A 23770-nucleotide genomic window follows, 5' to 3' on the forward strand; every position below is an offset into this window, starting at 1 on the left:
ATGAAAGCACCAGCGTTTTTGATAGAAGCCGAAGCAACCGATAGCTGCGTCACCGTGCTCAAGTACGAGCATGGTGAACTGCAGGAGCGGCAAGACCAAGTCGCCGAGGAAGTACCGATTGCCATGATCTACAACGGCATCTCGCATGCCGTGATGCTGGCAACCCCGGATGATCTCACCGACTTTGCGCTGGGTTTTTCGCTCTGCGAAGGTATATTGTCCAGCCCACAAGACTTGTATGGCGTTGACATCGTCGAGCGCGTCAACGGCATAGAGTTGCAGATGGAAATTTCGACAGAGCGCTTTGTTCATCTGAAGGAGCGCAGGCGCAGCATGGCTGGACGTACTGGCTGCGGCTTATGTGGTTCCGAAAGCCTGGATCAGGCGATTCGCGTACCCAGGAAAATACAAGCGACTGAGATCACATTTGATGCCGCAGCCATTTACCGCGCCCAACGGGAATTGCAGGCGCAGCAAGCCTTGCAGGGGCGTACTGGTGCCACTCATGCCACGGCCTGGGCAGACCGGGAAGGCCAGGTTTTGTTGGTACGGGAAGACGTCGGACGCCACAATGCCCTGGACAAACTGATAGGCGCGCTTGCCGAGCAAGCATTGCCGCGTGACGGTTTCGTATTGACCTCCAGCCGCGCCAGCTATGAAATGGTGCAAAAAGCAGCCAGCGCGGATATCCCCATGCTGGTCGCCATTTCTGCGCCAACCGGTCTGGCTATCAGGATGGCCCAAGGTTGCGGGCTTACCCTGGTAGGATTTGCGCGTAAGGAGCAGCATGTGGTGTATAGCGTGGCAGAGCGTTTGTTACACAAGGAGCTGGTATGAGCATGAACGTAGAACACTTGGTAAAAATGGCGAACCAGATCGGTGATTTCTTTCGATCCTACCCTGACCCTGAGCAAGCAAAGAAGGATATTGCCAGCCATTTGCAACGCTTCTGGGCTCCGCAGATGCGGCAGCAAATTGTGCGATATATCGGCGAGCATCCCGACACTGGCCTCAGTCCCTTGGTGTTAAGCGCCATCAAGGAACACATGCATTAAGGTGCATGACACTTCAATAACAATGCCCGGCGACACCGGGCATTGTTATTTCATGTGATCGAGAATGTGTCAGTCAGGCGGCACTCAAGCTTTGTCATCATGCTTGGGGCGTACTTTGGATTGAAACTCGCCCCATTTCTGCTTCTGCTCCGGCGTTAGCACTTGATAGACCTCATGCAAGGTATTACTGCGCAACACCAGCAAATCCGCCTGTAACTTGGCCTGCTCTCCAGCTAAGGCTTGTATTTTCTGTTGATCATATTGCTCACTGGTTGAAGCCGAGGTGAGCGCTTTAAAGGAGGCATGCAATGCTTGGCGTTTTTCTGCCAGCAATGGCTTCTGCTGGTCGACAATCTGCTTAACTTCAGCTTGCTGTTGGTCAGTCAGGTTCAGCTTGCTGAGTTTATGTTCCAGCAAGCGTCCTTCGGAAAAGCCATGACGCTCGCCAAATGCTGCATGCTGCTTGCCCTTATCACACTTGCTGTCCCCAGACCCCGACTCGGCATGCACGGCTACCATACCCATCGCCAATACCGAAGAGGCCAAGATAAAAGATGGAACCAGCAACTTGCGTAGCTTGATCATGATCAATACTCCTTTACTTGTTAAAAATAATCATCACATGACAAATAAGCTTGTCTGCCTACTATGATCAAGCGCCTGGATAAATGTTTGTTGGCTTAGGTCAAATCGGTGTAATTGTGCGTAAAACTTTGTAAGATGCTGATTCTCCAAGCCATGCCTACGGCAGAATGCCATGTGCAACATGAAAGAAGTGAAAGGTGAAAACAGTGCTACGTATCTTGCTCATCGATGATGACGTCGAACTCTGCCAGATGATGGAAGAATATTTGGGTGCGGAAGACTTCACCTTGACCATTGCCCACGATGGGGAAGAAGGCGCCCGCCTGGCCCTTTCTGGCGAATATGACCTCGTGGTGCTAGACGTCATGATGCCGCGTTTCAATGGCTTTGACACCTTGCGCCTCATCCGGACCAGCAGCCAGATCCCGGTGATTATGCTGACAGCCAAAGGGGATGAGATCGACCGCATTGTTGGCTTGGAATTGGGCGCGGATGACTACCTCTCAAAACCATTCAACCCACGTGAATTGGTCGCCCGGCTACGTGCGATACAGCGTCGCGTCGTCGTTAGGGATGAAGCCCTGCACAGCCAAAACACGCCGAACATCACACGCGTCGGCAAGATCGCCATCTACCCTTCGGAACGCATCATTGAATGGAAAGGCGAACCGCTAGACATCACCACCAGCGAATATGCATTACTGGAAGTGCTGGCACGCAATGCCGGACGCGTCGTTAGCAAAGCCGACTTGTTCACCCAGGCATTAGGACGAGCAGAAACGCGTTATGACCGTAGCGTGGATGTACATGTGAGCAATTTGCGCCAAAAGCTAGGCCTGCTGGAAGATGGTCGCTCGCCAATCCAGACCGTACGTGGCGTGGGCTATCAATTCATCGCGAGCTAACACTGGCGAGGCATCTTTGATGGGCAAGTTATTCTGGAAAATATTCCTTGGGTTTTCACTGACACTGCTGGTCACGCTGGCAGGCGTGGGCGGTGCCATCTACCTCAATGAAAAAACGCTATCAGGTGAAGAAGGTTTCCTGCGAGACCGCAGGGCAGATTTCGTCGTCGGCATTGCCGCCAATGCCCTGCAATATGGTGGTGAGGCTGGTGCCAAAGCCTTGTTTGAGAGCTGGCCAGGACATCGCTCCCCCACGGTACTGGTCATCAACCAAGAGCATCAGGACATCCTCGGACGTAGCGTGCCACCCGAAGCATTGCAACAAGCCATTCTTGCGCTGGATCAGGCTCCACCGATTCCCAGTGTGCGTCGCGTCAAAGCCAGCAACCAACATGAATATATCTTGTTTATTCCAGCCACCAGCGCTGAATCAGCCGGGCCTCCTCGCTACAACCTGCAACTGCAAATATTCATCGCCCTGCTGGCCAGCCTGCTATTTAGTGCAGGCTTCGCCCTTTACCTCAGCCGACCGATCAAGTTGCTACGCAAGGCCAGCCGCAGGCTGGCCGAGGGTGACTTAAGCGCACGGGTCAGCCCGGAACTGGGGAATCGTAACGATGAGCTGATCGAGTTGGGAGCAGACTTCGACTATATGGCGACGCGACTGCAAACCCTGCTGGACGCACAACGTCTGCTACTACACGATGTATCGCATGAGCTACGCTCGCCAGTGGCTCGCATGCGGCTGGCGGTGGGCCTGGCCCAACAACAACCAGAAAAACTGGCATCTGCCTTGAGTCGCATTGAGCGTGAAACCGAGAGACTGGACGAGCTACTAGGCCAAATGTTGACGCTGTCGCGCCTGGAATCTGGTATCAGTAGCGAAAGTAGTGAAAAACTGAGCCTCAATGATTTATTAGCCACCATTGTGCAGGATGCTAATTTTGAGGCGCAAGCGGTGGGGAGCAATATCCAGTTCAAAGCATCGCATGAAATCATCTTGCATGGACATTATGAATTGTTACGCCGCGCTTTCGAGAACATCATTCGCAACGCGCTCAAATACAATCAGGCTGGCGAATCGATAGAAGTTTCTATCCGCCAGGATCACCAAGCACTGATAGTAGAAGTACGGGATCATGGGCCTGGCTTGCCGGATACAGAGACGCAATCAGTGTTTCAACCCTTTTACCGCGTACAAGGCACGGATAAGCCGGGGCATATCGGCTATGGGTTAGGGCTGGCCATTGCGAAACGAGCCATTGAGCATCATCAAGGCAATATCGTGCTCAGTAACTGTGCCGATGGCGGGCTATGCGTACGTTGTTCCTTCCCCTTATCCATCACCAGCAACTCTTCGCCTATTGCAGGGTAAAGGTGTAATTAGGGCTGAGCTCCAGCGCATAACCATGCGGGATTTCCGCACTATGTCGCGCCGTACGTAATTGTCCTGGCAATGCACGTGGTAGGAGGTATTCGTAATGCAAAGAGTCATCCGTTGACTGCAGTTGCGCTTTGGGGACTCTTAACACGCGCTCCGGACGCTTGCTGTCATGAGCGGGCTCATCAATCCAGCGTAATGCCAGGCAAATATCATCCTGATGCTCGAATGCATCGCTGAGATAGATGTCATCGGCATCATCAAATGCCACACACACCTTGAACAAGTCCATGTCGCTTTCCATTTTTGCTGTTATTTGTAGGTAGCGACATCATCCACAAATCTGATGCTATGCGCAGTCAGCAAGGACTGAAGCTGATGTAGGACAATACTGATAAAAATACACAGCTTGCTTGGCTTATGCATTTATCTTAATATCAAGATAAATTATCTTTACATTAAGATACTATGCAAACAGCCAACCAACTCCAAGACCATATTGACGGCCTCATCGACGATTGGAAGCATATTGCACCCAACAGGAGCTATGCTGACATGGAGCTGGCTACACGCTTGCTTCGCAGCGTCACGCTTCTCGTCAAACACATCATGCCAGTGATCCAGGACGCAGGCCTGAACCAGGGAGAGTTTGATGTGCTTGCCACCTTATGCCGCAATGGCGGCACACTTTCTCCCACCGAGCTATATCAGCGCCTACTTATTACCTCAGGTGCCATGACCAACCGCCTGGACTGCCTCGAAAACAAAGGCTTGGTTCAACGACGGGTAAATCCGGCTGACAAACGCAGCATGGAAGTCAAGCTGACTCCTGAGGGGCACATGCTGTTTGAACCGTTGCTAGAGCTTTACCTAGCCAAGCTGGCCACTACATTCAGCCCACTTGAACAAGCGGATAAAACTGCGATCAATCATGGTTTGCGCCAGCTATTGCTCAGCCTCGAAGGGGAACAATAATGCACAAGCTTTCCGTCATCCTCTTGCTAGTATTATTGGGGCTCAACTTACGCCCGGTGATGGCCTCTATCGGCCCACTGACAGAATACCTGCTGCAAAGCTGGCACCTCAGTTATAGCTGGATTTCCCTGCTCAATGGCCTACCTATCGTCATGATGGGGCTGGGAGCACTGAGCAGCCAATGGCTACTGAGCCGAGCTGACTTGCGACGTTTGTTAGCCCTGGCCTTGATCGTACTTGGCATCAGCACCTTGAGTCGCCTGCTCAATCAAAGCCCAGCCAGCATGATCTTGTCCTCCATCGTTGCAGGTCTAGGGATTGCCTTGGTACAGGCATTCCTGCCTATCGTCATCAAACGCCAATGGCCAGCACAAACAGCATCCTTGATGGGGATGTATGTCTCGGCCATCATGGCCGGGGCAGCCATATCAGCCGCACTCGCGCCGCAGATACTGCATACGAGTAATATTGCCTGGGCATTGGGAGGTTGGGGCTTGTTGGCAGTCCCTACCCTAGTGCTGTTGCTATGGTTGGTACCAGCCATGCCACATACTGCCGCCGCCAATGCCAAGGTCACATTAAAACCCGGGCGTTTCTGCCGGCTGGCTGGCTTTTTTGGCTTGGGAACATCCGGCTTCACGTGCATGCTAGCCTGGTTGCCACCGCATTTTATTGATCTTGGCTATGATGCCACGACAGCAGGGCTGGCCTTATCACTACTCAGCACCACTGAAGTTATCTCTGGCCTGCTGTTATCGCAACTTGCCGCCAGGTCCCCAGACAGGCGCCCCTGGATCATGCTGGCACTGCTACTGGCGATTGCAGGCATACTCTGCCTGAATGCCGGAGCACAGATGGCGTGGGTAGGAGTGATTCTGGCAGGATGTGGCGTAGGAGCATTATTTCCCTTGAGCTTGATTGCCTGCATGGATCACCTGGAAGACGCGCAATCAGCCGGAATATTGACCGCGAACGTGCAAGGGGTAGGCTATTTGATTGCGGGAGCATCACCAATACTGGCCGGCATGTTGCGCGATGCATTGCATGATTTCAGCATGGTATGGCTTGGCTTAACGCTCATCTTCATCATCACCATGGGGCTAGGCTGGGGGTTTGATCCGAAGCGATACGCCTTGCATATCAGGCGCTAGCGCGAGGTGTGAAGCGATCCAGTCAGTGACATTATCACCAGGCTGGATCGTCAAGGAATTGATACTGTTTCTACTAACTTACTTGGTGAAAAACAGCTTGATGCGACGATAGATGCGGCCAATCAAGCTGCCATCCAGTTGATAATGCTTGTGCAGTGGCTGCTTGACTTCCCAAGTGCAGCGCAAGCCAGCAGGGAAAGTCACCAGATCCCCCTTGCGAAAAGTGACGGGAGCGCTGCCATCATTCGGCGTGATCACCACTTCACCTTCGAGGATATAAGCAATTTCCTGCTCAGGGAACACCCAGGGAAATGTCGATACTTCCTTGGACCAGGTAGGCCACTTGCTGACCCCTAAGGTTTCCAGGCGGGTGGAGGATGGCTTGTTTTCAATGACTATCTTGCTCATGCTAGCTGCTTTCGGTCTTGCCTCTTCCTGCTTGGGCCAGAGGCGTTAAAATGATCCTGACAACGCCAGGGAAAAGGCGTTATGGTAACGCCCTATTGCGTAAAGACCAACCACCCCATAGACATGACAACCTCAACTATCCATTGGCCAGCATTGATCCAGTATCTTGGTGATGCTGAATTAGCGTTGCTGAATAACGCCGAAGCTTTCGCCACATGGCCTGTGCCTAGCACAGCAACAAGATTGATAGATGCCACAGGCCAGATATTCATACCGGGCCCGGACAAGCATTTGACCGCCAATGGTCAAGCTACGCTAAGTGAAATACTGACGCTCATCCGTCAGCATGCCCTGCTGGAAGGTATTTGCTGCACATCCAAACTAGGCGCAGCCAGCATCCCCGAGGCCTTTGCAATACTCGCCAGCCTGGTAAAGGATTAAGGCATGAATCAGCACGACCTTGAGCTACTGGTCACCCGCACCATGCCATTTGGCAAATATAAAGGCCGCTTGATTGCCGACCTACCCGGCAACTACCTCAATTGGTTTGCGCGGGAGGGCTTTCCTCCCGGGGAGCTAGGCAAGTTACTGGCCTTGATGCAAGAGCTGGACCACAATGGTCTTGCTGATCTGCTGAAACCCTTACGCAAGCAATAAGTCTTTCATCAAGAGGGGCGCCTGTGAGCGCTGGCCAAGCTTCTCAAGCGTGTTAGCCAAGTGCAAGCTGGCATTTGTGTGTGCAATCGCAACTGACGTTGATAAGCAAAAACCAGCAGCAGCACCGTTACACTGGCTATCCAGCCCGACCATAAAGTATGGCTCAGGAAATGTGCGCCCCGCATTTGCTGTATCCAGCCCATGGCAAGGCCTACCGACAAACCAGCAAAAAACACGCCCAACGCCCGGCGTGGATGATGAGGCAGCCAAAACACACACAGTGATGCCAGCCACAAGCCAGTGCTGGCATGACCGGCTGGGAAGCAATGGCCAGGTACCCACCCTGCAGGCACATGATCAAACATCTTGAGGTATGGCACATGACCGCCATAACGGTCTATATCCCACGGGCAATTCAGCACTGATGTACGCTTAATGCCGCGAATCACGGCTGGCACCAAGACAGAAGCCCAGGCGACAATTTGCAGGCGATAGCGCCAGAAATTCGGCATACGGCGAATGCGCCATATTTTGTCGATCAGCATCACCACCAGCAATATGGTCCCACTGTTGATAATGAAGTTTTTCAGGCTGCCGTGGGCAAAATCCGTGGCAAACCAGCTATTGCGCCACGGGAAATCATGCAAGGCTGCATCAAAAAACCAATCCTCCAGCCACACATCAATATGAGTGAAATGTTCCAATGCCAACATCGCCAGCGCCGCAAGGAACAATGTCACCAAAATAGGCCGTAAAGGCACAATGCTGTTAGCTATGCGCATGACGGCCTCCTTCTGCCAGCAAGCGCCTAGGTAGTGCATACTTGAGCTCGCCACGCTGGAATGCATGTGACGCACTCTGGTAATAGGCAATGGCCTCCTGTCTCAGCCCCTCATCTACCGCAATCGGCGTCGCCTCAAAATCTGTTGGATTAATGTTGAATGCTGTCACCTTGCCTTTTGGCGACAATACGATCAACTGATCACGCTTGTAATAACCCAAATCCTGATAATTGCTGATGAACGCGCGTGGTTCGCTTAAATTTTCTGCAAACATCGACTCACCGAAAAATCCTTGCTGGGGCAAGCCAAGTACCTGCATCAGGGTGGGCGCAATATCTATCTGGCTGGCCATGCGGTCATAGGTGCCTGCTACTAACAAATCCGGCGCATAAAAAATCAAGGGAATATGGTAACGAGCAACAGGCAGACTGGTTTTCCCCGCGACCGAGGCGCAATGGTCGGCCACAATCACAAACAAGGTGTCCTTGAACCAAGGCTTGCTACGCGCCTGTTCAATGAAATGGCCAATCGCATAATCGGTATAAGCCACAGCACCGCTACGCGTCCCCTGCTCCGCCTGCACACGACCATCCGGGAATGTGTAAGGGCGATGGTTGCTGGTCGTCATCACCTGTGCCATGAAAGGCTTGCCTTGCGCATAGGCTGCATCCAGCGTGGTTAAAGTGTTGGCAAATAGGCTTTCATCCGCAACACCCCAAATGTTTTCTGCCGCAATACTATTGGCAAGAAAATCAGTGCGATCAACCACCCGGTAATCATTATTCCGGAAGTAATAATTCATATTGTCGAATACGCCATAGCCGCCGTAGATAAAGTAACTCGCCATATCATGGCTTTGCAGTTGCTCTCCTAGCGTGACTAGGTGCTCGTTATTCGGGCGATGAATTACCGCTTGCCCCGGGATAGGCGGCGTACCCAGCGAGAGCGCCTCCAGCCCCCTTACCGTGCGCGTACCACTGGCATAAAGGTGGGTGAATTTCAGCCCTTCGGCAGCCAATTTATCCAAAGCAGGTGTCAAGCCAGGTTGACCACCGAAACTGGCAAGATAATCGGCCGATAAACTCTCCACGGTCACCAGCACAATATTCTTCGGCCTACGCTTGAAATTAACTGGCAGGCCGTCTACTGGATGTATCGTAGATGCATCCAGGCTAGCCAATTGAATCGCACCCTGGCCATGCCCCATATGCAGCCCCATCGAAGCTAGCACTTGCGAGGCCTGCTGTTCTGGCAACGTGGCATAAAAGCGATCATAGTCAAGCTCATTACGACGCATAGCCGCAGCCAATGCAAACACACCATTGCTCGCCAGCTCTTGTGCGTAATGGTTACGACTCTCGGCCTGATCAAGGTTGGCAAATTGCGTTGCCGCCACTGGCAACGCAATCGCGGTAGCGACCAAAGCCATACGGGTACGCCAGCCATGTGGGCTAGCCTTGATGGTCAACATGCGTCCCAACCCCCAGGTCAAACCTGTTGCCACCATGACGATGGCCGCCAAAATGGCAGGCACAGGATACGACTCCCAGATATTACCTAGCACTTCATGGGTGTAGACCAGATAATCCACTGCGATGAAATTAAAGCGCGTGGTGAACTCCTGCCAGAAAATGAATTCAGCCACCACACCAAACATCAGCAAGGCCGTCGCCGCCCCTAATAGCCACCACCTGAATACTGTTGCAGCACGACTGACTCTGAGACGATTAGGTAGCACGCCACTCAGCAGCAATATCGGTGCTAGGAGATACGCCAGTGTCCAAGTATCAAACCAAGCCCCCAAGGCCAGCACATGAAAGGCATCCCCCCATCCTGGGCCAACTTTGCCTAAATCTAGCCACAGCACCATGCGCAATATCAACCAGAGCATCATGGCCACCATGGCCAAGACGACACTCAACGACCATGTGCGCTTTGTCCGCGACAGGCCCTGAGAAAATTGAGAAGTTGGCATCGATTCATTCCCTTAAACAAGATATGCCTAAGAGGGCAAATGCCATTCCACTTCACCAGCGTGATGAATAGAAGAAAACAACAATTCTTAACATGATGATTATTTAAACAATTTTACATATGTAAAATCTAGGCCCAGCTTCCCAAGCTCTTGAAAAAGCTCATAATCAACAAAACATGCAGGTATTTTTTGCAGAGTGCAGCCATAGAGACTGCAATAAATGACAGTACTAATGATGGATTGTGAAGGACACAGAAATGAAAACGCCGGGCAAAAGCCCGGCGTTGGATGGTGAGTCTTCCGCCAGGGGGGGATGGCTTGGACTCGGTAGTCTAAAATAGACTAGTACTTCACTAGAACATATAGCATCATCCATGCCAACAAAAACAACCAATTGATTCTAAACATAATATTTAAATATATTAGCAACCCTGGCAATCTTACCTCGTCTCAAAAAAGAGACACACCCCCCACAACTTATGACGCCACAATTCAATATCCCATTGTTTTAAATATAAAATATGTCGTCTCAAAAAAGAGACACCCCGGTAACATCTGAATGAAACATGCTGAAGATATCAGTTGGGTCTCATGACACGATGCCTCAATTGACAGTGGCAGGGCTAGCCAATGGAGTGCGCTGGGAAAGCCACACCTGCTCTTGCTGGCGGAGTTGCGCCACGCGTTGACGCCATTCCTGTAGCTGTTCTGCCTCAATCTGCAACTGGATAGCCAATATCTCGTGAGGCGAATAAGCATCCCGTAGCAGCTCAGAATATAAATGCACACTCATGCGAGAAAGCAGCCGCTCTGCCTTCTTTTCACTCAGATCAATGGCCTTCTTCAGATACTCTGCCTGGCATGTATAAGTTTTCATGATTCGTTCGTCTCCCTTGAATAACATCAGGCTCAGCATGAGCCACTGAGGAGAAAGTAACCCAGTATCATGTCAACTACATGACATTTATATGTCAGTGGAACTAGTCACTGCGTGTAATCATGCCTGCTACCCATGGTGATGCCTCCTGAGTATAGTCACCAACAAATCACTTATATTTAATCAAGATGAGCACATACGGTTATTGAGCTGCATAGCCTAGGATCAATAACACTCTTGTCTCCATGCGCATCACCTCATGCACGCTTTACAACAAAAATGCAATTATGTTGCAAATTGCAGCAGAATTGCACTACCATTCTCACCACGATTGAATCACTTGAATCATTGCAGTGAACTCCCACATCCATACAAAAGTCAGCCTGACCAAATGCTCCCATGGAGGAGGCCTCTGCCGCACTCTCACCCTGCGTGACGTCACGCCAGTTTTACAACATACGCGTGCAAAAACAAAACACATGGAGCGTCACTCCGATGTCTTCCTTGCTTGCGCCCAAAGCACCACTTTTCCAATCATCTATTTACGCCTACCTCAATGCTCCTGATCTCTATCCTGGCGGCCACCCTGATCGGTGGTGTCATTTCGGTACTATTGGCTGCCATCATATCCTTGACCTCTCTGGCAAAAATTGCAGACAAAATGGTGGCTTTTGCAGTTGGCACCCTACTCTGTTTTGCTTTAACGGACATTATTCCTGAAGCAATTGAACAAGGCCTGGAGCCACATAAGGCGGGCTGGATATTACTGGGAGGTATCCTTGGGTTTTTTCTACTAGAAAAAATGGCGCTGTGGCGCCATGAACACCATCATGCCCACACAGAAGTTCTTGCTGACCAGAAGGTGTCCATGATCGTGATTGGCGATGGCCTGCATAATTTTGTCGACGGGGTGTTAATCGCGGCAGCATTCGTGGCAGATCCAATATTGGGATGGGCAACTGCAATCACTGTCATGATGCATGAAATTCCCCAGGAAATATCAGACTTCATGGTATTGCTCAATGCCGGGCTTTCCAAATCAAGAGCACTACTACTGAATACAGCCTCCGGCGCCAGCATGATGGTAGGTGGCGTGATTGGCTGGTTGGCATTAGAGGCAACACAGGCCGCCATCCCGATTATCCTCGTCATTGCCGGATCCAGCTTTATCTATATTGCAGTAGCTGACCTTGTGCCCGAATTGCAACAAAAACGTTCACTGAAAGACAGCATCTATCAACTGGGGCTGATCGCTTGCGGAATAGCAGTATCCCTGCTCGCCCAGCAGTTGCATCATCATTGATGGCGTCATGACATTAATGGAGCACACAAAAAAAGGAGAGACCATGCATCGTAATTGCCCAATGTACCTCTGGATGTTGGGGTTTGCTCTACTATTCATGCCACCTGCTTTTGCCCATGAACAGCATGCCCATGTCCATGGAGTAGCCAAACTCAACATTGCTGTAGAGGGTAAAAATCTCACTCTGTCGCTGGAGAGCCCGATGGAAAGCCTGCTGGGATTTGAGCACCCGCCAAGAAAGCCGGAAGAAAAAGTAGCGCTCGCCAACCTGAAACAACAACTATTACAGCCATCACAACTGTTCGCTCTGCCGGCTAAAGCCGTATGCAAAAGCATCGCAGTCCATCTGGACTCCCCCTTATGGAGCACGCCAGCAGCACAACAAAGCCTCTCTCACGCAGACCTGGATGCAGAGTTCACCTATGAATGCACGCAGCCTCAATCCTTGACCAATCTCACGGTACAGATTTTCGAGCGATTTCCCCGCCTCCAGCGTATAGATGTACAAATCATCACCATTAGCGGGCAGCACATGATGCAACTGACACCGAAAAAGAACCAAGTCAAATGGTAGAGCCCAACACCCCAGCCATTGCACTGGAAAATCTACAGTTTGCATGGGCAAAACATCATCCCTGCCTAGACATCCCTTCACTGCTCATTCACCGCGGTGAGCATATCTTCTTGCATGGGGAAAGTGGGAGCGGGAAAAGCACCTTGCTGGGCATCCTCGGAGGCGTACATTTAGCCCAGGTAGGCATGGTTAGCATATTGGGCCAGCGCCTGGACACACTGAGTAGCGCAGCGCGAGACCGATTCCGGGCGGATCATATCGGCTTTCTATTTCAGCAATTCAACCTGATCCCCTATCTATCTGTACTGGAAAACGTCCTGCTACCATGCCGCTTTTCCCGCTATCGCCACAGCAACCTTCGAGAAAGCGCCCCGACTGAGGCACATCGCCTGCTTGCCGCCTTGGGCATAGATGCCACGCTGTGGTCACGCAAAGTCACCAGCCTAAGCATTGGCCAACAACAACGTGTTGCAGCAGTACGAGCATTGATCGGGAGCCCAGAAATCATCATTGCAGATGAGCCAACATCTGCCCTGGATGCACACCACCAACTCCACTTTCTACACCTACTAAAACAAGAGTGCCTTGCCAACCAGGCAACCCTGCTTTTTGTTAGCCACGATCATAGGCTAGCCTCAAACTTTCACCGCAGTATTGCCCTGAGCGACCTCAATCAAGCAGGAAGGCAGGCGTTTGCATGAACTTGAAATACCTGCTTACCCTAGCCATACATAGCGCATGGAACCGCAAGCTCACCTTGGGCATGACCATGATGGCGGTTGCCTTGAGTGTCATGCTATTACTTGGGGTCGAACGCCTGCGTGAGCAGGTGCATCAGGGCTTTGGTCTATCTATTTCCGGCACCGACCTGGTAATCGGCGCACGCACTAGCCCAGTACAACTGATGCTATATGCCGTATTCCGCGTGGGAGAGCCCACCAACAACATCAGCTGGGCAAGCTTTGAAAAGTTGCAACAAAACCCCATGGTGGCGTGGAGCATCCCGATTTCCCTAGGCGATTCGCATCGTGGCTTTGCTGTCTTGGGCACGAATCAGGATTATTTCAAGCATTATCACTATGGAGACCGCCTTTCCCTGCAACTTGCAGAGGGAAAGCCTTTCCATGAGGTTTTTGATACCGTCATCGGCTCCGAGGTAGCAAAGAAACTAGGCTACTCGCTTGGTAGCCAGATCACACTCAGCCATGGTACAGGCCTGGGACATCATGCTGACCACGCTGACAAACCATTTATCGTCAGCGGCATCCTCAAACCCACCGGCACACCTGTTGACCATACCCTGCATGTCAGTCTGGAGGCGCTCAGCGCCATTCACCTTGACTGGGTAGGAGGAACACAATTACCGGGATTTCATATTCCACCACAATATGTGCAGAAATTTGACCTGAAGCCCAAGGAAATTACCGCGGCATTGATCGGCCTGAAAAGCCGTGCTGCAGTATTTCGCATGCAAAGACTGATCAATGACTTCAAGGATGAACCTCTGCTGGCTACCATGCCAGGCGTAGCATTAGAACAACTATGGCAGGTGGTCGATGTGGCAGAGAAAAGCCTGATTGCAGTTTCAGCCATTGTGGTTGTCGTTAGCTTGACGGGGCTAGTCGCCATCATGATCTCAGGACTAAATGAACGGCGCAGGGAGCTGGCCATTTTGCGGGCAGTAGGCGCGCAGCCAAGAGAAATTCTTTTGCTGCTCTTGTATGAGGGGATGTTTGTCACACTGCTCAGCATCGTCATCGGCCTGGCCGCATTGACCATTGCCTCATTGTTAGCAGCCCCACTGATGCAAGCTCATTTCGGCATTGCGATGTCACTACATTGGCTGAGTGCGGAAGAGCTCCAACTACTCGCAATCATTGCATTGGTAGGCCTTTTTGCCAGCCTGTTCCCGGCATATATGGCCTACAAGCTATCGCTCGCAGATGGCCTGACTCCCAGGCTCTAGACATTGACAACCCATACCACAGGCGCGAGGACAAGCATGTTTTCCCGGATATTTGCCACATTACTTGCCGTCATGGCATGCACCCACGTTATAGGGGGAGATTATCAAGTAGGCGAACGCATCAGCGACACCAAGCACACAACAAAACCTGGCACGAGTTACCAGCCGCTCGACTGGGATGACATGATGCCCGCAGACTGGGATCCCATGAAATCGATCAAAGGCCTGAACCTGGACAAGCTAGATGATGCCGATCCTCGTGCCATCAAGGCTCTTGAGCAAATGCGCAATGCTTGGAACGATGCACCCATTGTGCCCAAGCTCAACAAACAGCGAGTACAGATTCCGGGCTTTGTGGTGCCGCTGGATATGAATGGCACACAAGTGCAAGAGTTCTTGCTCGTCCCTTACTTTGGAGCATGCATTCATGTGCCGCCGCCTCCAAGCAACCAGGTCATTCATGTGATCCTACCTAAGGCTTTCCCCAAGAACCAGCAAAAAACACTCAACCAGGCCGCGCGGCAATATGGCCCTATTTCGGTCAGAGGCCTACTTGAAACCGTCCCCAGCCATACCACAATGGGCACCTCCGGTTACCGCATCCAGGCTGACCAACTGCTTCCATATTCCCTGAAAAATAATTAAGCTCACGCGCCCAAGACAAGGCAAAATAAGTCGCAGCAAGTCACCAGCAATAAGTGCCTCACAGGCCAACAGATTTACCTCTCGTAAAAACACTCACCTTACTTGAAACTTTTACCCTCTAGCACTCTCAAAGAGTGAGTGCTAGAATCATTTTCATGAGAGAGGTTTCCAACATGACCAACAGCATGACATTACCTGCGATTTCATCTTACGACAGCCTTGATCAGTACATGCGTGCGATCAAGAGCTTCCCCGTGCTCAGCGCGGAAGAAGAATATCAACTTGCTACCAGCCTCAAAAAGGAAAATGACCTGGAAGCGGCGAAGAAGCTCGTTGTTTCACACTTGCGCCTAGTGGCTAGCATCGCACGCAACTACTCAGGTTATGGCCTGCCACAATCAGACCTGATACAGGAAGGTAATATCGGACTGATGAAGGCGGTACGTCGCTTTGACCCTGAGCGCGGTGTACGGCTGGTATCTTTTGCCATGCACTGGATCAAGGCAGAGATTCACGAATATATCGTGCGTAACTGGCGCTTGGTGAAAGTGGCCACGACCAAGGCTCAGCGCAAGCTCTTTTTTAACTTGCGTAGCATGAAGAGCGGCAAATCTGCAAGCTTGCAATCTGAAGAGGTTGCACATATTGCACGTGAGTTGAACGTCAAGCCCGAAGATGTGCTGGAGATGGAATCTCGTATGTCCGGGCATGAAATTTCACTTGAGGGCAACGCGGATGATGAGACTGAGGATGTCTTCGCCCCCATCTCTTACTTGCAAGCGACACAGGCTGAACCCTCCGAGATTCTGGAAGAGCAGGAAGTCGAGCATCTGCATACGGCTGGTCTTTCTACCGCACTTGCCAAGCTAGATGATCGTAGCCGCCGTATCGTGGAAGCACGCTGGTTACAGGAAGACAGTAGCGCGACCCTGCATGACTTGGCTGAAGAGTTTGGCGTTTCTGCCGAACGTATCCGTCAGATCGAACAGAAAGCCATGAAACAGATGAAGGGGTTTTTAACCCCGGCATAACTCAATCTCGCAACACAATAAAAAAGGCTGCAATCGCAGCCTTTTTCTTTAATTCGTCATCTTATCCAAAAAAGATAACTGAAAACGCGCTCAACCAAGACATGACAATGAGGCCGATCGTGATCGTGAGCGGCAGATTTGCAAAAGTAAAATAGGACTTGAGACCTTCGTCCGCATTATTGGTAGTAGCCATTCAAAATTCCCCAGCAAGTTATTTAGTAATTCTATTCTGATTAGCCCCACTCTTCAAGTGGTTAAATGGAATCATGGGATCATCATCATCCATCAATATCCGCTGCGCAGGGCCTTCAAGGTCATCGTACTGGCCGCTCCTGATCGCCCATAAAATACCAGCGGCAGCAAAGCCGATAAACACAAATGTAAGGCCCAGCTGCAACACCAGGCTGGTTAGATTCACGCTGCTTCATCCTCAATGCTGTTTTCAAAAACCAGCGCATTATGCATGTGCTGACGTAGCACCTTGAGGTCAGCCATCTGGCTCAGGATGCTTTTCTCAATGACTTCAAGCTCACCAATACGATCTTCCAGTGTGTCTGTTGCCTTGTAGATACGCTTGATACTTTCCAGGCGACGACGCAATTGCAACTGATGTTCGCGCACTTGCGACTCCATCGGGGCAATCACCGCTTTCAACCAATTTTCAACGTCATGATTGGCCACTTCGTACACATGGATTACTCGGCTAGCCAGAGTCTCAAAGAACTTTGACGTCAATGTCATCTTTTCGTTCGTCAACATATTCAACGTCGTATTAAATTGTTCACGATAGGCGCGCTCCAGCTTGCCAAGTTCCTTCTGGTAACGCAGTGTTGAAAACGCAGGTGGTTCAGCCTTGCGCAGGCCATGCTCTTCGGCAAACTTGTCGTACATCGCATCCATCATGCGCTTGATTTCGTCAATCTGAGCCTCGGATTTCACTAGGCGATCACGCAAATCAGCAAAGAACCCATCCATCGCGCTACGGATACTTTTGGTAAAACTGGCATTGATCATGGTACTGCGGGTATTGGTCACCTGCACGCGCAAGGTTTCCATGCCCAGCAGGGTAAACAATTTGTTGGTCTGCTGAGAGAACACACTGCGTAGCGCCTGGAACCGCTGCAAGCCCTTCTCAAAGATTTCCTTATCTACCTTCACCTTGTTCATCATGTGCTCGATGACATCTTCATTCTTGCCTCGCAGCCCACGTAACTCGTCTAGCTGCTCATTGAGACTAGCGAGACGAGCATCCAGAAGGATGTTCGAGTTTTTTACCAGCTCATCAACTTCACTCAGCGTATTGTCACGCACGATCTCGCGTTTGGAAGGAATCAGCTCATCGGACAAAGCCTTTTCCAATGCAGGCAAGCCAGTACGCGCCAACAAGGCATCATCCTTGGCAATCTTCGCTAGCAAGCCTTTTTGCGCCGAAATCGGGAAAATCTGTTCCTCATCCAGCCCAAGCAACTCGGCACTGGTCTTGATTTGCTTGGCTATTTCACGGTCTATCTCTGACTCGTTACGCAACTCATCCCATAGACCATCAATTTTGTTCAATACAGCCAGCCTGCCCTTTTGCTTCCAGCGCGTACCACTGATGTACTGACGCCATACATCAATCTCGGACTTGGTCACACCAGTGTCAGCAGAGAGGAGGAAAAGCACAGCATGCGCGTTCGGCAGCATGTTGAGGGTAAGCTCCGGCTCGGTACCAATCGCATTGAGGCCTGGGGTATCCAGAATCACCAGCCCCTGCTCCAGCAAAGGATGAGGGAAATTGATGACAGCATAACGCCAGCAAGGAATATCCACGGTGCCATCGGCATTCACCGCCAGTGCATCATCGGCACTATTCGTATCGAACAATCCATAACGCTCGGCATCTTCCACCGATACGCGCTTGGTGCGACTGACTTCCCGGAACACCTCCACCATGTTGTCGCTATTGCTGACATCAAATGGCAAGATGGTCCATTCTTCGGGGTAACGCTTGTACTCGGTCGTCGTCGCATCTGAAGTACGGGTTTCTACCGGCAGGAGCTGCAACGAAGTAGGTTTTGATGGATCGTAGAGTAGCTCAGTGGGGCACATGGTCGTGCGCCCAGCGCTGGATGGCAGCAAGCGCTGGCCATAAGCGGCAAAGAAGATCGCATTGATCAACTCAGATTTTCCACGCGAAAACTCAGCGACAAAGGCGACATTGAGTTTGTCTTCACGCAGGCGCTCGAGCAATTGCTGCAATCGCAGGTCTATCTGGGCATCATTGAGCTCCTGCTCATTGAGCCAGCTACGATAGTCACTAATGGTGTCCACCAAGGCTTTGCGCCAATCGGCATATGCCTGAAAGTGGCGTTCAAGCTTGTTTTCCGCCATAGCACCCCCCGATGCTTTTTATTTAAGCGCTACTCTAGCACGCTTGTGTAAATTATCAAACGAATCAGCCGTCTAAATCCGTTTCCACAGGCCGATTCACGGCATATTATGCATACCAATCATGACGGTATTTTGAAGCGTATGAATACATTCTGCTATCATCGCTTTTTGAGTAAATTCCGGCATTTGGCAGATGAGCGGCTTAAGCCCAGACACCCCACTTCCCACCGATATCCGCTTGCACCAGGTTTCTCGCACGCTGGAAATCACCTTCGATAATGGTGTCAGCGGCATGCTGCCATGCGAATTCTTGCGGGTGTATTCACCGTCAGCCGAGGTACAAGGGCATGGCAACCCGGTGCTGCAAACCGGCAAGCGGGATGTGAACATCACCGGCATCGAACCGGTCGGCCATTACGCCGTGAAACTGGTGTTTAGCGATGGGCACAATACTGGTCTTTACTCCTGGGATTATCTTTACGCCTTGCTGCAACGACACGATACCTTGTGGCAAGAATATCTCGAACGGCTTGCACAGGCAGGTGCCAGCCGTGACGCTGACCATTGATTTAAGGCAAATATCATGAGCGACAACGCCAAGACACACTTCGGCTTCCAGACTGTGGATGAGCGCGAAAAAGCCGGTAAAGTCGGTGAAGTATTCCACTCCGTGGCACGCAAGTATGACCTCATGAATGATGTCATGTCTGCCGGCCTCCACCGCGCCTGGAAGCGCTTCACCGTTGAGGTAAGTGGCGTCAGGCCAGGAGATCGCGTACTGGATGTGGCTGGCGGCAGCGGCGACTTATCGCGCCTGTTTTCCAACAAGGTGGGCCCGACAGGGCAAGTGATCCTTACCGATATCAACGCTTCCATGCTGGCTGTGGGGCGTGATCGCCTGATTGATGATGGCAAGGCTGTTCCCGCGCTGCAATGTGATGCCGAAAAGCTGCCTTTCCCCGACCAATACTTTGACTGTGTCATCGTCGCGTTCGGCTTACGCAACATGACGCACAAGGACAAGGCGCTGGCTGAAATGCAGCGTGTGCTCAAGCCAGGTGGTCGTCTGCTGGTGCTGGAGTTCTCCCAGGTATGGAAGCCTCTGGCGCCGCTTTATGATGCTTACTCCTTCAAGCTGCTACCTATCATGGGCAAACTGTTTGCGAATGATGCAGACAGTTACCGTTATCTGGCCGAATCCATCCGCATGCATCCCGATCAGGAAACCCTGAAGCAAATGATGCTGGATGCCGGCCTGGGCAAAGTCGACTATTACAACCTGGCTGCTGGCGTTGTCGCCCTGCACAAGGGCTGGAAAACCTGATCACCATTCATCAGCCTGGACTATATTCATCATGCTGAAACCATTGCTTACACGCCTGCTTAACCACTTATTGGCCCAAAACAGCTGGGCTGCGGAGGCTTTGCAACCATTTGGAGGCAAGCATGCACGCCTCATCCTGCCTCCACTAAGCGCTACCATTATCGTGCTGGAAGATGGCGGACTTGCGCTTGCGGGGGAAACAGCGAGCGTCGATGCCACCATTACCGTGCCGCCGTCAGTAGCACTACGTATCCTGGCGGGTGATGACCATGCAGGTGCATCGGCATCCATCACTGGCGATACCGAATTTGCTGCTGGCCTCGCCAGGGTGCTGCAAGGGATAAGCTGGGAGTATGAAGAAGACCTCAGCCGCATCGTCGGTGATATTCCGGCCCATGAAATCGCCAAGTTTGGTCGCAGCGCGGTTGAGAGAACCAAACGCCAAGCCCACAATGTGGCCAGCATGCTGGCCGAATACTGGCAGGAAGAGCAGCCACTGCTAGCCAAGCCACGTCATGTAACGCAATTCATCAAGGATGTAGACATCCTGCAAGAAGATACGGAACGCTTGGCAAAACGCATTAACAAACTGAAACACCGCCTGCAGGCGGATCAATAGAAAGAGTCCGCATGCATTGGTTGCGCCTGCTTAAAATCATTATTGTCACCCTGCGCTTTGGCCTGGATGAATTCATTCTGAGCCATACCAAGCTGCGCCCCTTGCAGCGCCCAGTCAATATACTGCTGTTCTGGCGCAATACTTCACAGCCAAGAGGTGAGCGCTTGCGCTTGGCTTTGGAATCCCTCGGCCCGATCTTCGTCAAGTTCGGTCAGATGCTTTCCACGCGTCGCGACCTGATTCCACTAGATCTCGCTGACGAGCTGGCAAAGTTGCAGGATCGTGTTCCCGCCTTTCCCTACCAAGACGTAGAAATTATCCTCAAGCAAGCTTATGGCAAGGAAGTGCTGGATGTGTTCCAGAGCTTTGATGTCGAACCGATCGCCAGCGCATCTGTCGCCCAGGTACATTTTGCCCAGCTGCCCGATGGCAAGCCGGTAGCCGTCAAAATCCTGCGCCCTGGCATAGGCAAAACCATCGCAAAAGACCTCAAGCTGCTCGATGGTGCAGCATGGTTATTGCACACGCTGTCATCAGATGGCAAACGCCTGAAACCACGAGAGGTCGTGGCTGAATTCGCACGCCACATCCATAGCGAGCTCGACCTCATGCTGGAAGCTGCCAACTGCAGCCTGCTGGGCCGCAACTTTGCCGACAAGCGCCTGCTCATCGTGCCAGAGGTCTATTGGGACTGGTGCCATGAACAGGTCATGGTCATGGAGTGCATGGTCAGCACCCCCATCAGCCAAGTGGCCTATCTGCGCGAAATTGGTGTCGACATTCCCAAGCTGGCACGCGATGGCGTGGAAATCTTCTTCACGCAGGTGTTCCGTGATGGTTTCTTCCATGCAGATATGCACCCAGGCAATGTGCAGGTCGCCGATGATGGCCGTTATGTCGCACTGGATTTCGGCATCATGGGCAGCCTCAATGATGAAGACAAACAATACCTCGCGCGCAACTTCCTGGCTTTCTTCCGCCGTGATTACCGTGAAGTAGCAAAAGCACATATCGAATCAGGCTGGGCGCCCAAGGATACCCCTATCGACGAATTCGAAACCGCAATCCGCGCCGTGTGCGAGCCTATCTTTGACAAACCGCTCAAGGAAATCTCGTTCGGCAAGGTATTGCTGCGTCTGTTCCAGACCTCGCGCCGCTTCGGTGTTGAAATCCAGCCCCAGCTTGCCATGCTGCAGAAAACCCTGCTCAATGTTGAGGGCTTGGGCCGCGACCTGGACCCTAATCTGGACCTGTGGAAGACCGCTCGCCCTTATTTGGAGCGTTGGATGTCAGAGCAAGTAGGCTGGCGTAGCGCTATCGACAACCTCAAGGCAGAGCTACCTTATTGGAGCAAGATACTGCCGCAAATGCCACGCCTGATTCACCAGCATCTGGAACGCGGCCTGCAAGCGCCTGCAAGCTTGGCCGAGTTGCAACACCTCCTCGTTGAACACCAGCGCCAGTCACGTTGGCTACGCCTGATCTCCGTGGCATTGATCTTGCTCGTGCTATTGCAAAGTGCAGCCCTATTGGCTTGGTGGCTAAGTCAGCATTAAACCTGCTTGACTAACATTCACAAACCCATTGATTTTGAGCAACAAAGCCCACTTTCAGGATAAGTTTTTGCTAAAATCTGCCTGCCTTTGAACAGGCCACTTTTTTATTCATCTTTCAACCTCATAGCAAAGGGCTGGTCTAGTGCTGATCTGGTTTGTCATTCTCTACGTCATGGTGTCGATCAGCATCGGCCTATTTGCCGCCACCCGCGTCAAGACCACCAAGGATTACGCCGTGGCTGGACGCCACTTGCCGCTGCCCGTGGTCATGGCAACCGTGTTCGCCACCTGGTTTGGCGCAGAAGCTGTGTTCGGCGTTTCTGCCACCTTCGTCAAGGATGGCCTCAACGGCATTGTTGCTGACCCTTTTGGCTCCAGCATGTGCCTGGTGATTGCAGGTTTTTTCTTCGCCACCAAGCTTTACAAGCTCAACATCATCACCCTGGGCGACTTCTACCGTATGCGCTACAACCGCACCGTGGAAGTGCTCACTACGATTGCGATCGTCATTTCCTACCTGGGCTGGGTTGCCGCGCAGATCAAGGCATTAGGACTGATTTTCCACATCATCACTGACGGCGCAGTGAGCGAAGAAGCCGGGATGATTCTTGGCACCGCCATCGTGTTGACCTACACCACCCTGGGCGGCATGCTCTCGGTCGCCATCCTGGATTTCGTGCAAATGAGCGTCATCATAGGCGGCATGCTCTATATCGCCTACATGGTCTCAGGCATGACCGGCGGCGTTGCACCTGTGATTGAGCATGCCCGGCTTGCCGGCAAGCTGGACTTCCTTCCGCCAGCCGATCCCTGGCTCTGGGTCACCTTCATCGGTGCCTGGATGACCATGATGCTGGGCTCCATTCCACAGCAGGACGTGTTCCAGCGCATCACCTCAGCCAAGAGTGCCAAGGTCGCTATCTGGGGCTCCATCCTGGGCGCCTCTATCTATTTCTGCTTTACCTTCGTGCCCATGTTCATCGCCTATTCGGCCACCCTGATCGACCCAGGCTTCTTCAATACACTAATTGATCAGGACTCGCAGCGTGTATTGCCTACGCTAGTCTTGCAGCATATGCCGATCGCGGCCCAAGTGATCTTCTTCGGCGCTGTGCTGTCGGCGATCATGAGCTGCTCTTCCGCCACCTTGCTCGCGCCTTCCATCTCGTTCGCGGAGAACATCGTGCGCGGCTACCTCCCGCACCTGGATGATCGTGGCTTCCTCAAGATCATGCGTATTTGCCTGCTGGGTTTTGCCAGCTGCGTGCTGGTCTATGCATTGAACACCAATTTATCGATCTTCCGCATGGTGGAATCTGCCTACAAGATCACGCTGGCGGGTGCCTTTGTGCCACTGTTCTTCGGCGTGTTCTGGAAACGCGCGACCAACCAAGGCGCACTGGCCGCCATCATCGGCGGCATCAGCACCTGGGTGTTGGTCGAAGTATTGGTGGGCGAGGAAAGCTTGATACCGCCACAATTGCTAGGGCTAGGCGTCAGTATCATCGGCATGGTGGCAGGTTCACTATTACCGCAGAAGATCGCCCCTCAGCGCCGACATGAGCAAGCAAGTTACCTGCATAGTCATGCCGCGCATCCTCACGTGCCGCATAAGGGAAGCTAACAAG

The 23770-nt window shown here is 52.0% G+C and carries 27 protein-coding genes; 19 read left to right on the forward strand and 8 right to left on the reverse strand.

The window, feature by feature from the left end:
- Both fdhD and ACIKP9_RS06195 read left to right on the forward strand, forming a co-directional pair.
- Positions 1 to 837 (forward strand): formate dehydrogenase accessory sulfurtransferase FdhD, encoded by an 837-nt coding sequence (gene fdhD / locus ACIKP9_RS06190; RefSeq protein WP_400880654.1) that lies wholly within the window; start codon positions 1 to 3, stop codon positions 835 to 837.
- Positions 838 to 839: 2 nt separating this feature from the next.
- Positions 840 to 1055 (forward strand): formate dehydrogenase subunit delta, encoded by a 216-nt coding sequence (locus ACIKP9_RS06195; protein WP_230348075.1) that lies wholly within the window; start codon positions 840 to 842, stop codon positions 1053 to 1055.
- A gap of 84 nt (positions 1056 to 1139) precedes the next feature.
- Here the strand turns inward: ACIKP9_RS06195 and ACIKP9_RS06200 are convergent, their stop codons facing one another.
- The gene (locus ACIKP9_RS06200; RefSeq protein ID WP_400880657.1) at positions 1140 to 1640 is read right to left on the reverse strand and encodes a Spy/CpxP family protein refolding chaperone; all 501 of its coding nucleotides are present in this window, start codon (positions 1638 to 1640) and stop codon (positions 1140 to 1142) included.
- Positions 1641 to 1846: 206 nt separating this feature from the next.
- Between ACIKP9_RS06200 and ACIKP9_RS06205 the strand changes: the two genes are divergently transcribed.
- Together ACIKP9_RS06205 and ACIKP9_RS06210 are read left to right on the forward strand one after the other, a co-directional pair.
- Positions 1847 to 2545: a response regulator gene (locus ACIKP9_RS06205; RefSeq protein ID WP_400881884.1), complete on the forward strand. Its 699-nt coding sequence runs from the start codon at positions 1847 to 1849 to the stop codon at positions 2543 to 2545.
- A gap of 19 nt (positions 2546 to 2564) precedes the next feature.
- Positions 2565 to 3920 carry an ATP-binding protein gene (locus ACIKP9_RS06210; RefSeq protein WP_400880660.1) on the forward strand — a complete coding sequence of 452 codons (1356 nt, stop codon included), beginning with the start codon at positions 2565 to 2567 and terminating at the stop codon, positions 3918 to 3920.
- On the opposite strand, the gene ACIKP9_RS06215 is transcribed toward ACIKP9_RS06210, so the two are convergent.
- Positions 3907 to 4218, reverse strand: a complete 312-nt coding sequence (locus tag ACIKP9_RS06215) for a hypothetical protein (protein ID WP_400880663.1) — start codon at positions 4216 to 4218, stop codon at positions 3907 to 3909. The genes ACIKP9_RS06210 and ACIKP9_RS06215 overlap by 14 nt on opposite strands.
- 176 nt (positions 4219 to 4394) lie before the next feature.
- Here ACIKP9_RS06215 and ACIKP9_RS06220 point away from each other — a divergent pair, with 176 nt between their 5' ends.
- Both ACIKP9_RS06220 and ACIKP9_RS06225 read left to right on the forward strand, forming a co-directional pair.
- A complete protein-coding gene (locus ACIKP9_RS06220) occupies positions 4395 to 4901 on the forward strand; it encodes a MarR family winged helix-turn-helix transcriptional regulator (protein ID WP_400880666.1) in 507 nt (168 codons plus the stop codon).
- On the forward strand, positions 4901 to 6052 hold the full coding sequence (locus tag ACIKP9_RS06225) for an MFS transporter (protein ID WP_400880669.1): 1152 nt from the start codon (positions 4901 to 4903) through the stop codon (positions 6050 to 6052). The genes ACIKP9_RS06220 and ACIKP9_RS06225 overlap by 1 nt, the downstream gene beginning before the upstream one ends.
- 78 nt (positions 6053 to 6130) lie before the next feature.
- Here ACIKP9_RS06225 and ACIKP9_RS06230 read toward each other — a convergent pair whose 3' ends face one another.
- Positions 6131 to 6460: a cupin domain-containing protein gene (locus ACIKP9_RS06230; RefSeq protein ID WP_400880672.1), complete on the reverse strand. Its 330-nt coding sequence runs from the start codon at positions 6458 to 6460 to the stop codon at positions 6131 to 6133.
- A gap of 123 nt (positions 6461 to 6583) precedes the next feature.
- Here ACIKP9_RS06230 and ACIKP9_RS06235 point away from each other — a divergent pair, with 123 nt between their 5' ends.
- Complete coding sequence (locus tag ACIKP9_RS06235; protein WP_400880675.1) at positions 6584 to 6901, forward strand: DUF4144 family protein; 318 nt, start codon at positions 6584 to 6586, stop codon at positions 6899 to 6901.
- Between the two features lie 3 nt (positions 6902 to 6904).
- On the forward strand, positions 6905 to 7117 hold the full coding sequence (locus ACIKP9_RS06240) for a DUF3820 family protein (protein ID WP_400880678.1): 213 nt from the start codon (positions 6905 to 6907) through the stop codon (positions 7115 to 7117).
- A gap of 8 nt (positions 7118 to 7125) precedes the next feature.
- On the opposite strand, the gene ACIKP9_RS06245 is transcribed toward ACIKP9_RS06240, so the two are convergent.
- The 3 genes from ACIKP9_RS06245 to ACIKP9_RS06255 all read right to left on the reverse strand — a co-directional run bounded on the left by ACIKP9_RS06245 (position 7126) and on the right by ACIKP9_RS06255 (position 10751).
- Positions 7126 to 7899: a phosphatase PAP2 family protein gene (locus ACIKP9_RS06245; RefSeq protein ID WP_400880681.1), complete on the reverse strand. Its 774-nt coding sequence runs from the start codon at positions 7897 to 7899 to the stop codon at positions 7126 to 7128.
- Positions 7886 to 9874: an LTA synthase family protein gene (locus ACIKP9_RS06250; protein ID WP_400880684.1), complete on the reverse strand. Its 1989-nt coding sequence runs from the start codon at positions 9872 to 9874 to the stop codon at positions 7886 to 7888. Before ACIKP9_RS06250 ends, ACIKP9_RS06245 begins: the two co-directional genes overlap by 14 nt.
- Before the next feature lie 604 nt (positions 9875 to 10478).
- Positions 10479 to 10751 carry a hypothetical protein gene (locus ACIKP9_RS06255; RefSeq protein WP_400880687.1) on the reverse strand — a complete coding sequence of 91 codons (273 nt, stop codon included), beginning with the start codon at positions 10749 to 10751 and terminating at the stop codon, positions 10479 to 10481.
- A gap of 556 nt (positions 10752 to 11307) precedes the next feature.
- On the opposite strand from ACIKP9_RS06255, the gene ACIKP9_RS06260 reads away from it, so the two are divergent.
- From ACIKP9_RS06260 to rpoH, 6 genes are all read left to right on the forward strand, one after another.
- On the forward strand, positions 11308 to 12054 hold the full coding sequence (locus ACIKP9_RS06260; protein ID WP_400880689.1) for a ZIP family metal transporter: 747 nt from the start codon (positions 11308 to 11310) through the stop codon (positions 12052 to 12054).
- A gap of 43 nt (positions 12055 to 12097) precedes the next feature.
- Positions 12098 to 12628: a DUF2796 domain-containing protein gene (locus ACIKP9_RS06265; protein ID WP_400880690.1), complete on the forward strand. Its 531-nt coding sequence runs from the start codon at positions 12098 to 12100 to the stop codon at positions 12626 to 12628.
- Positions 12622 to 13329: an ATP-binding cassette domain-containing protein gene (locus tag ACIKP9_RS06270; protein ID WP_400880693.1), complete on the forward strand. Its 708-nt coding sequence runs from the start codon at positions 12622 to 12624 to the stop codon at positions 13327 to 13329. Before ACIKP9_RS06265 ends, ACIKP9_RS06270 begins: the two co-directional genes overlap by 7 nt.
- The gene (locus tag ACIKP9_RS06275) at positions 13326 to 14594 is read left to right on the forward strand and encodes an ABC transporter permease (RefSeq protein WP_400880696.1); all 1269 of its coding nucleotides are present in this window, start codon (positions 13326 to 13328) and stop codon (positions 14592 to 14594) included. Before ACIKP9_RS06270 ends, ACIKP9_RS06275 begins: the two co-directional genes overlap by 4 nt.
- Before the next feature lie 36 nt (positions 14595 to 14630).
- Positions 14631 to 15239, forward strand: coding sequence for a DUF3299 domain-containing protein (locus ACIKP9_RS06280; RefSeq protein WP_400880699.1), 609 nt, complete (start codon positions 14631 to 14633; stop codon positions 15237 to 15239).
- A 173-nt stretch (positions 15240 to 15412) separates the two neighbouring features.
- The gene (gene rpoH / locus ACIKP9_RS06285; protein ID WP_400881886.1) at positions 15413 to 16270 is read left to right on the forward strand and encodes an RNA polymerase sigma factor RpoH; all 858 of its coding nucleotides are present in this window, start codon (positions 15413 to 15415) and stop codon (positions 16268 to 16270) included.
- A 211-nt stretch (positions 16271 to 16481) separates the two neighbouring features.
- Here rpoH and ccoS read toward each other — a convergent pair whose 3' ends face one another.
- On the reverse strand, positions 16482 to 16688 hold the full coding sequence (gene ccoS, locus ACIKP9_RS06290) for a cbb3-type cytochrome oxidase assembly protein CcoS (RefSeq protein ID WP_400880702.1): 207 nt from the start codon (positions 16686 to 16688) through the stop codon (positions 16482 to 16484).
- Positions 16685 to 18643, reverse strand: a complete 1959-nt coding sequence (locus ACIKP9_RS06295) for a dynamin family protein (RefSeq protein WP_400880705.1) — start codon at positions 18641 to 18643, stop codon at positions 16685 to 16687. Before ACIKP9_RS06295 ends, ccoS begins: the two co-directional genes overlap by 4 nt.
- A gap of 193 nt (positions 18644 to 18836) precedes the next feature.
- On the opposite strand from ACIKP9_RS06295, the gene ACIKP9_RS06300 reads away from it, so the two are divergent.
- The 5 genes from ACIKP9_RS06300 to ACIKP9_RS06320 all read left to right on the forward strand — a co-directional run bounded on the left by ACIKP9_RS06300 (position 18837) and on the right by ACIKP9_RS06320 (position 23766).
- Entirely contained in the window at positions 18837 to 19211 is a 375-nt protein-coding gene (locus tag ACIKP9_RS06300) for a gamma-butyrobetaine hydroxylase-like domain-containing protein (protein ID WP_400880708.1), read from the forward strand.
- Positions 19212 to 19226: 15 nt separating this feature from the next.
- Positions 19227 to 19967 (forward strand): bifunctional demethylmenaquinone methyltransferase/2-methoxy-6-polyprenyl-1,4-benzoquinol methylase UbiE, encoded by a 741-nt coding sequence (gene ubiE / locus ACIKP9_RS06305; RefSeq protein WP_400880710.1) that lies wholly within the window; start codon positions 19227 to 19229, stop codon positions 19965 to 19967.
- Between the two features lie 31 nt (positions 19968 to 19998).
- Positions 19999 to 20586, forward strand: a complete 588-nt coding sequence (locus ACIKP9_RS06310) for a ubiquinone biosynthesis accessory factor UbiJ (RefSeq protein ID WP_400880713.1) — start codon at positions 19999 to 20001, stop codon at positions 20584 to 20586.
- 11 nt (positions 20587 to 20597) lie between these two features.
- Positions 20598 to 22142, forward strand: a complete 1545-nt coding sequence (gene ubiB, locus ACIKP9_RS06315; RefSeq protein ID WP_400880716.1) for a ubiquinone biosynthesis regulatory protein kinase UbiB — start codon at positions 20598 to 20600, stop codon at positions 22140 to 22142.
- 142 nt (positions 22143 to 22284) lie between these two features.
- Positions 22285 to 23766 carry a sodium:solute symporter family protein gene (locus ACIKP9_RS06320; RefSeq protein ID WP_400880719.1) on the forward strand — a complete coding sequence of 494 codons (1482 nt, stop codon included), beginning with the start codon at positions 22285 to 22287 and terminating at the stop codon, positions 23764 to 23766.
- Positions 23767 to 23770 lie beyond the last annotated feature (4 nt).

Origin of the sequence: Methylobacillus methanolivorans (assembly GCF_044751345.1) — a bacterium.
GTDB lineage: Bacteria > Pseudomonadota > Gammaproteobacteria > Burkholderiales > Methylophilaceae > Methylobacillus > Methylobacillus methanolivorans.

Coding starts and splice junctions, on each gene's coding strand:
- ACIKP9_RS06220 (WP_400880666.1), top strand. CDS start 4,395: ATGCAAACAGCCAACCAACTCCAAGACCATATTGACGGCCTCATCGAC.
- ACIKP9_RS06215 (WP_400880663.1), bottom strand. CDS start 4,218: ATGGACTTGTTCAAGGTGTGTGTGGCATTTGATGATGCCGATGACATC.
- fdhD (WP_400880654.1), top strand. CDS start 1: ATGAAAGCACCAGCGTTTTTGATAGAAGCCGAAGCAACCGATAGCTGC.
- ACIKP9_RS06270 (WP_400880693.1), top strand. CDS start 12,622: ATGGTAGAGCCCAACACCCCAGCCATTGCACTGGAAAATCTACAGTTT.
- ACIKP9_RS06225 (WP_400880669.1), top strand. CDS start 4,901: ATGCACAAGCTTTCCGTCATCCTCTTGCTAGTATTATTGGGGCTCAAC.
- ACIKP9_RS06295 (WP_400880705.1), bottom strand. CDS start 18,643: ATGGCGGAAAACAAGCTTGAACGCCACTTTCAGGCATATGCCGATTGG.
- ACIKP9_RS06235 (WP_400880675.1), top strand. CDS start 6,584: ATGACAACCTCAACTATCCATTGGCCAGCATTGATCCAGTATCTTGGT.
- ubiB (WP_400880716.1), top strand. CDS start 20,598: ATGCATTGGTTGCGCCTGCTTAAAATCATTATTGTCACCCTGCGCTTT.
- ACIKP9_RS06210 (WP_400880660.1), top strand. CDS start 2,565: ATGGGCAAGTTATTCTGGAAAATATTCCTTGGGTTTTCACTGACACTG.
- ACIKP9_RS06310 (WP_400880713.1), top strand. CDS start 19,999: ATGCTGAAACCATTGCTTACACGCCTGCTTAACCACTTATTGGCCCAA.
- ACIKP9_RS06260 (WP_400880689.1), top strand. CDS start 11,308: ATGCTCCTGATCTCTATCCTGGCGGCCACCCTGATCGGTGGTGTCATT.
- ACIKP9_RS06280 (WP_400880699.1), top strand. CDS start 14,631: ATGTTTTCCCGGATATTTGCCACATTACTTGCCGTCATGGCATGCACC.
- ACIKP9_RS06245 (WP_400880681.1), bottom strand. CDS start 7,899: ATGCGCATAGCTAACAGCATTGTGCCTTTACGGCCTATTTTGGTGACA.
- ACIKP9_RS06240 (WP_400880678.1), top strand. CDS start 6,905: ATGAATCAGCACGACCTTGAGCTACTGGTCACCCGCACCATGCCATTT.
- rpoH (WP_400881886.1), top strand. CDS start 15,413: ATGACCAACAGCATGACATTACCTGCGATTTCATCTTACGACAGCCTT.
- ACIKP9_RS06275 (WP_400880696.1), top strand. CDS start 13,326: ATGAACTTGAAATACCTGCTTACCCTAGCCATACATAGCGCATGGAAC.
- ACIKP9_RS06195 (WP_230348075.1), top strand. CDS start 840: ATGAACGTAGAACACTTGGTAAAAATGGCGAACCAGATCGGTGATTTC.
- ACIKP9_RS06300 (WP_400880708.1), top strand. CDS start 18,837: ATGAGCGGCTTAAGCCCAGACACCCCACTTCCCACCGATATCCGCTTG.
- ACIKP9_RS06265 (WP_400880690.1), top strand. CDS start 12,098: ATGCATCGTAATTGCCCAATGTACCTCTGGATGTTGGGGTTTGCTCTA.
- ACIKP9_RS06255 (WP_400880687.1), bottom strand. CDS start 10,751: ATGAAAACTTATACATGCCAGGCAGAGTATCTGAAGAAGGCCATTGAT.
- ubiE (WP_400880710.1), top strand. CDS start 19,227: ATGAGCGACAACGCCAAGACACACTTCGGCTTCCAGACTGTGGATGAG.
- ACIKP9_RS06250 (WP_400880684.1), bottom strand. CDS start 9,874: ATGCCAACTTCTCAATTTTCTCAGGGCCTGTCGCGGACAAAGCGCACA.
- ACIKP9_RS06200 (WP_400880657.1), bottom strand. CDS start 1,640: ATGATCAAGCTACGCAAGTTGCTGGTTCCATCTTTTATCTTGGCCTCT.
- ACIKP9_RS06230 (WP_400880672.1), bottom strand. CDS start 6,460: ATGAGCAAGATAGTCATTGAAAACAAGCCATCCTCCACCCGCCTGGAA.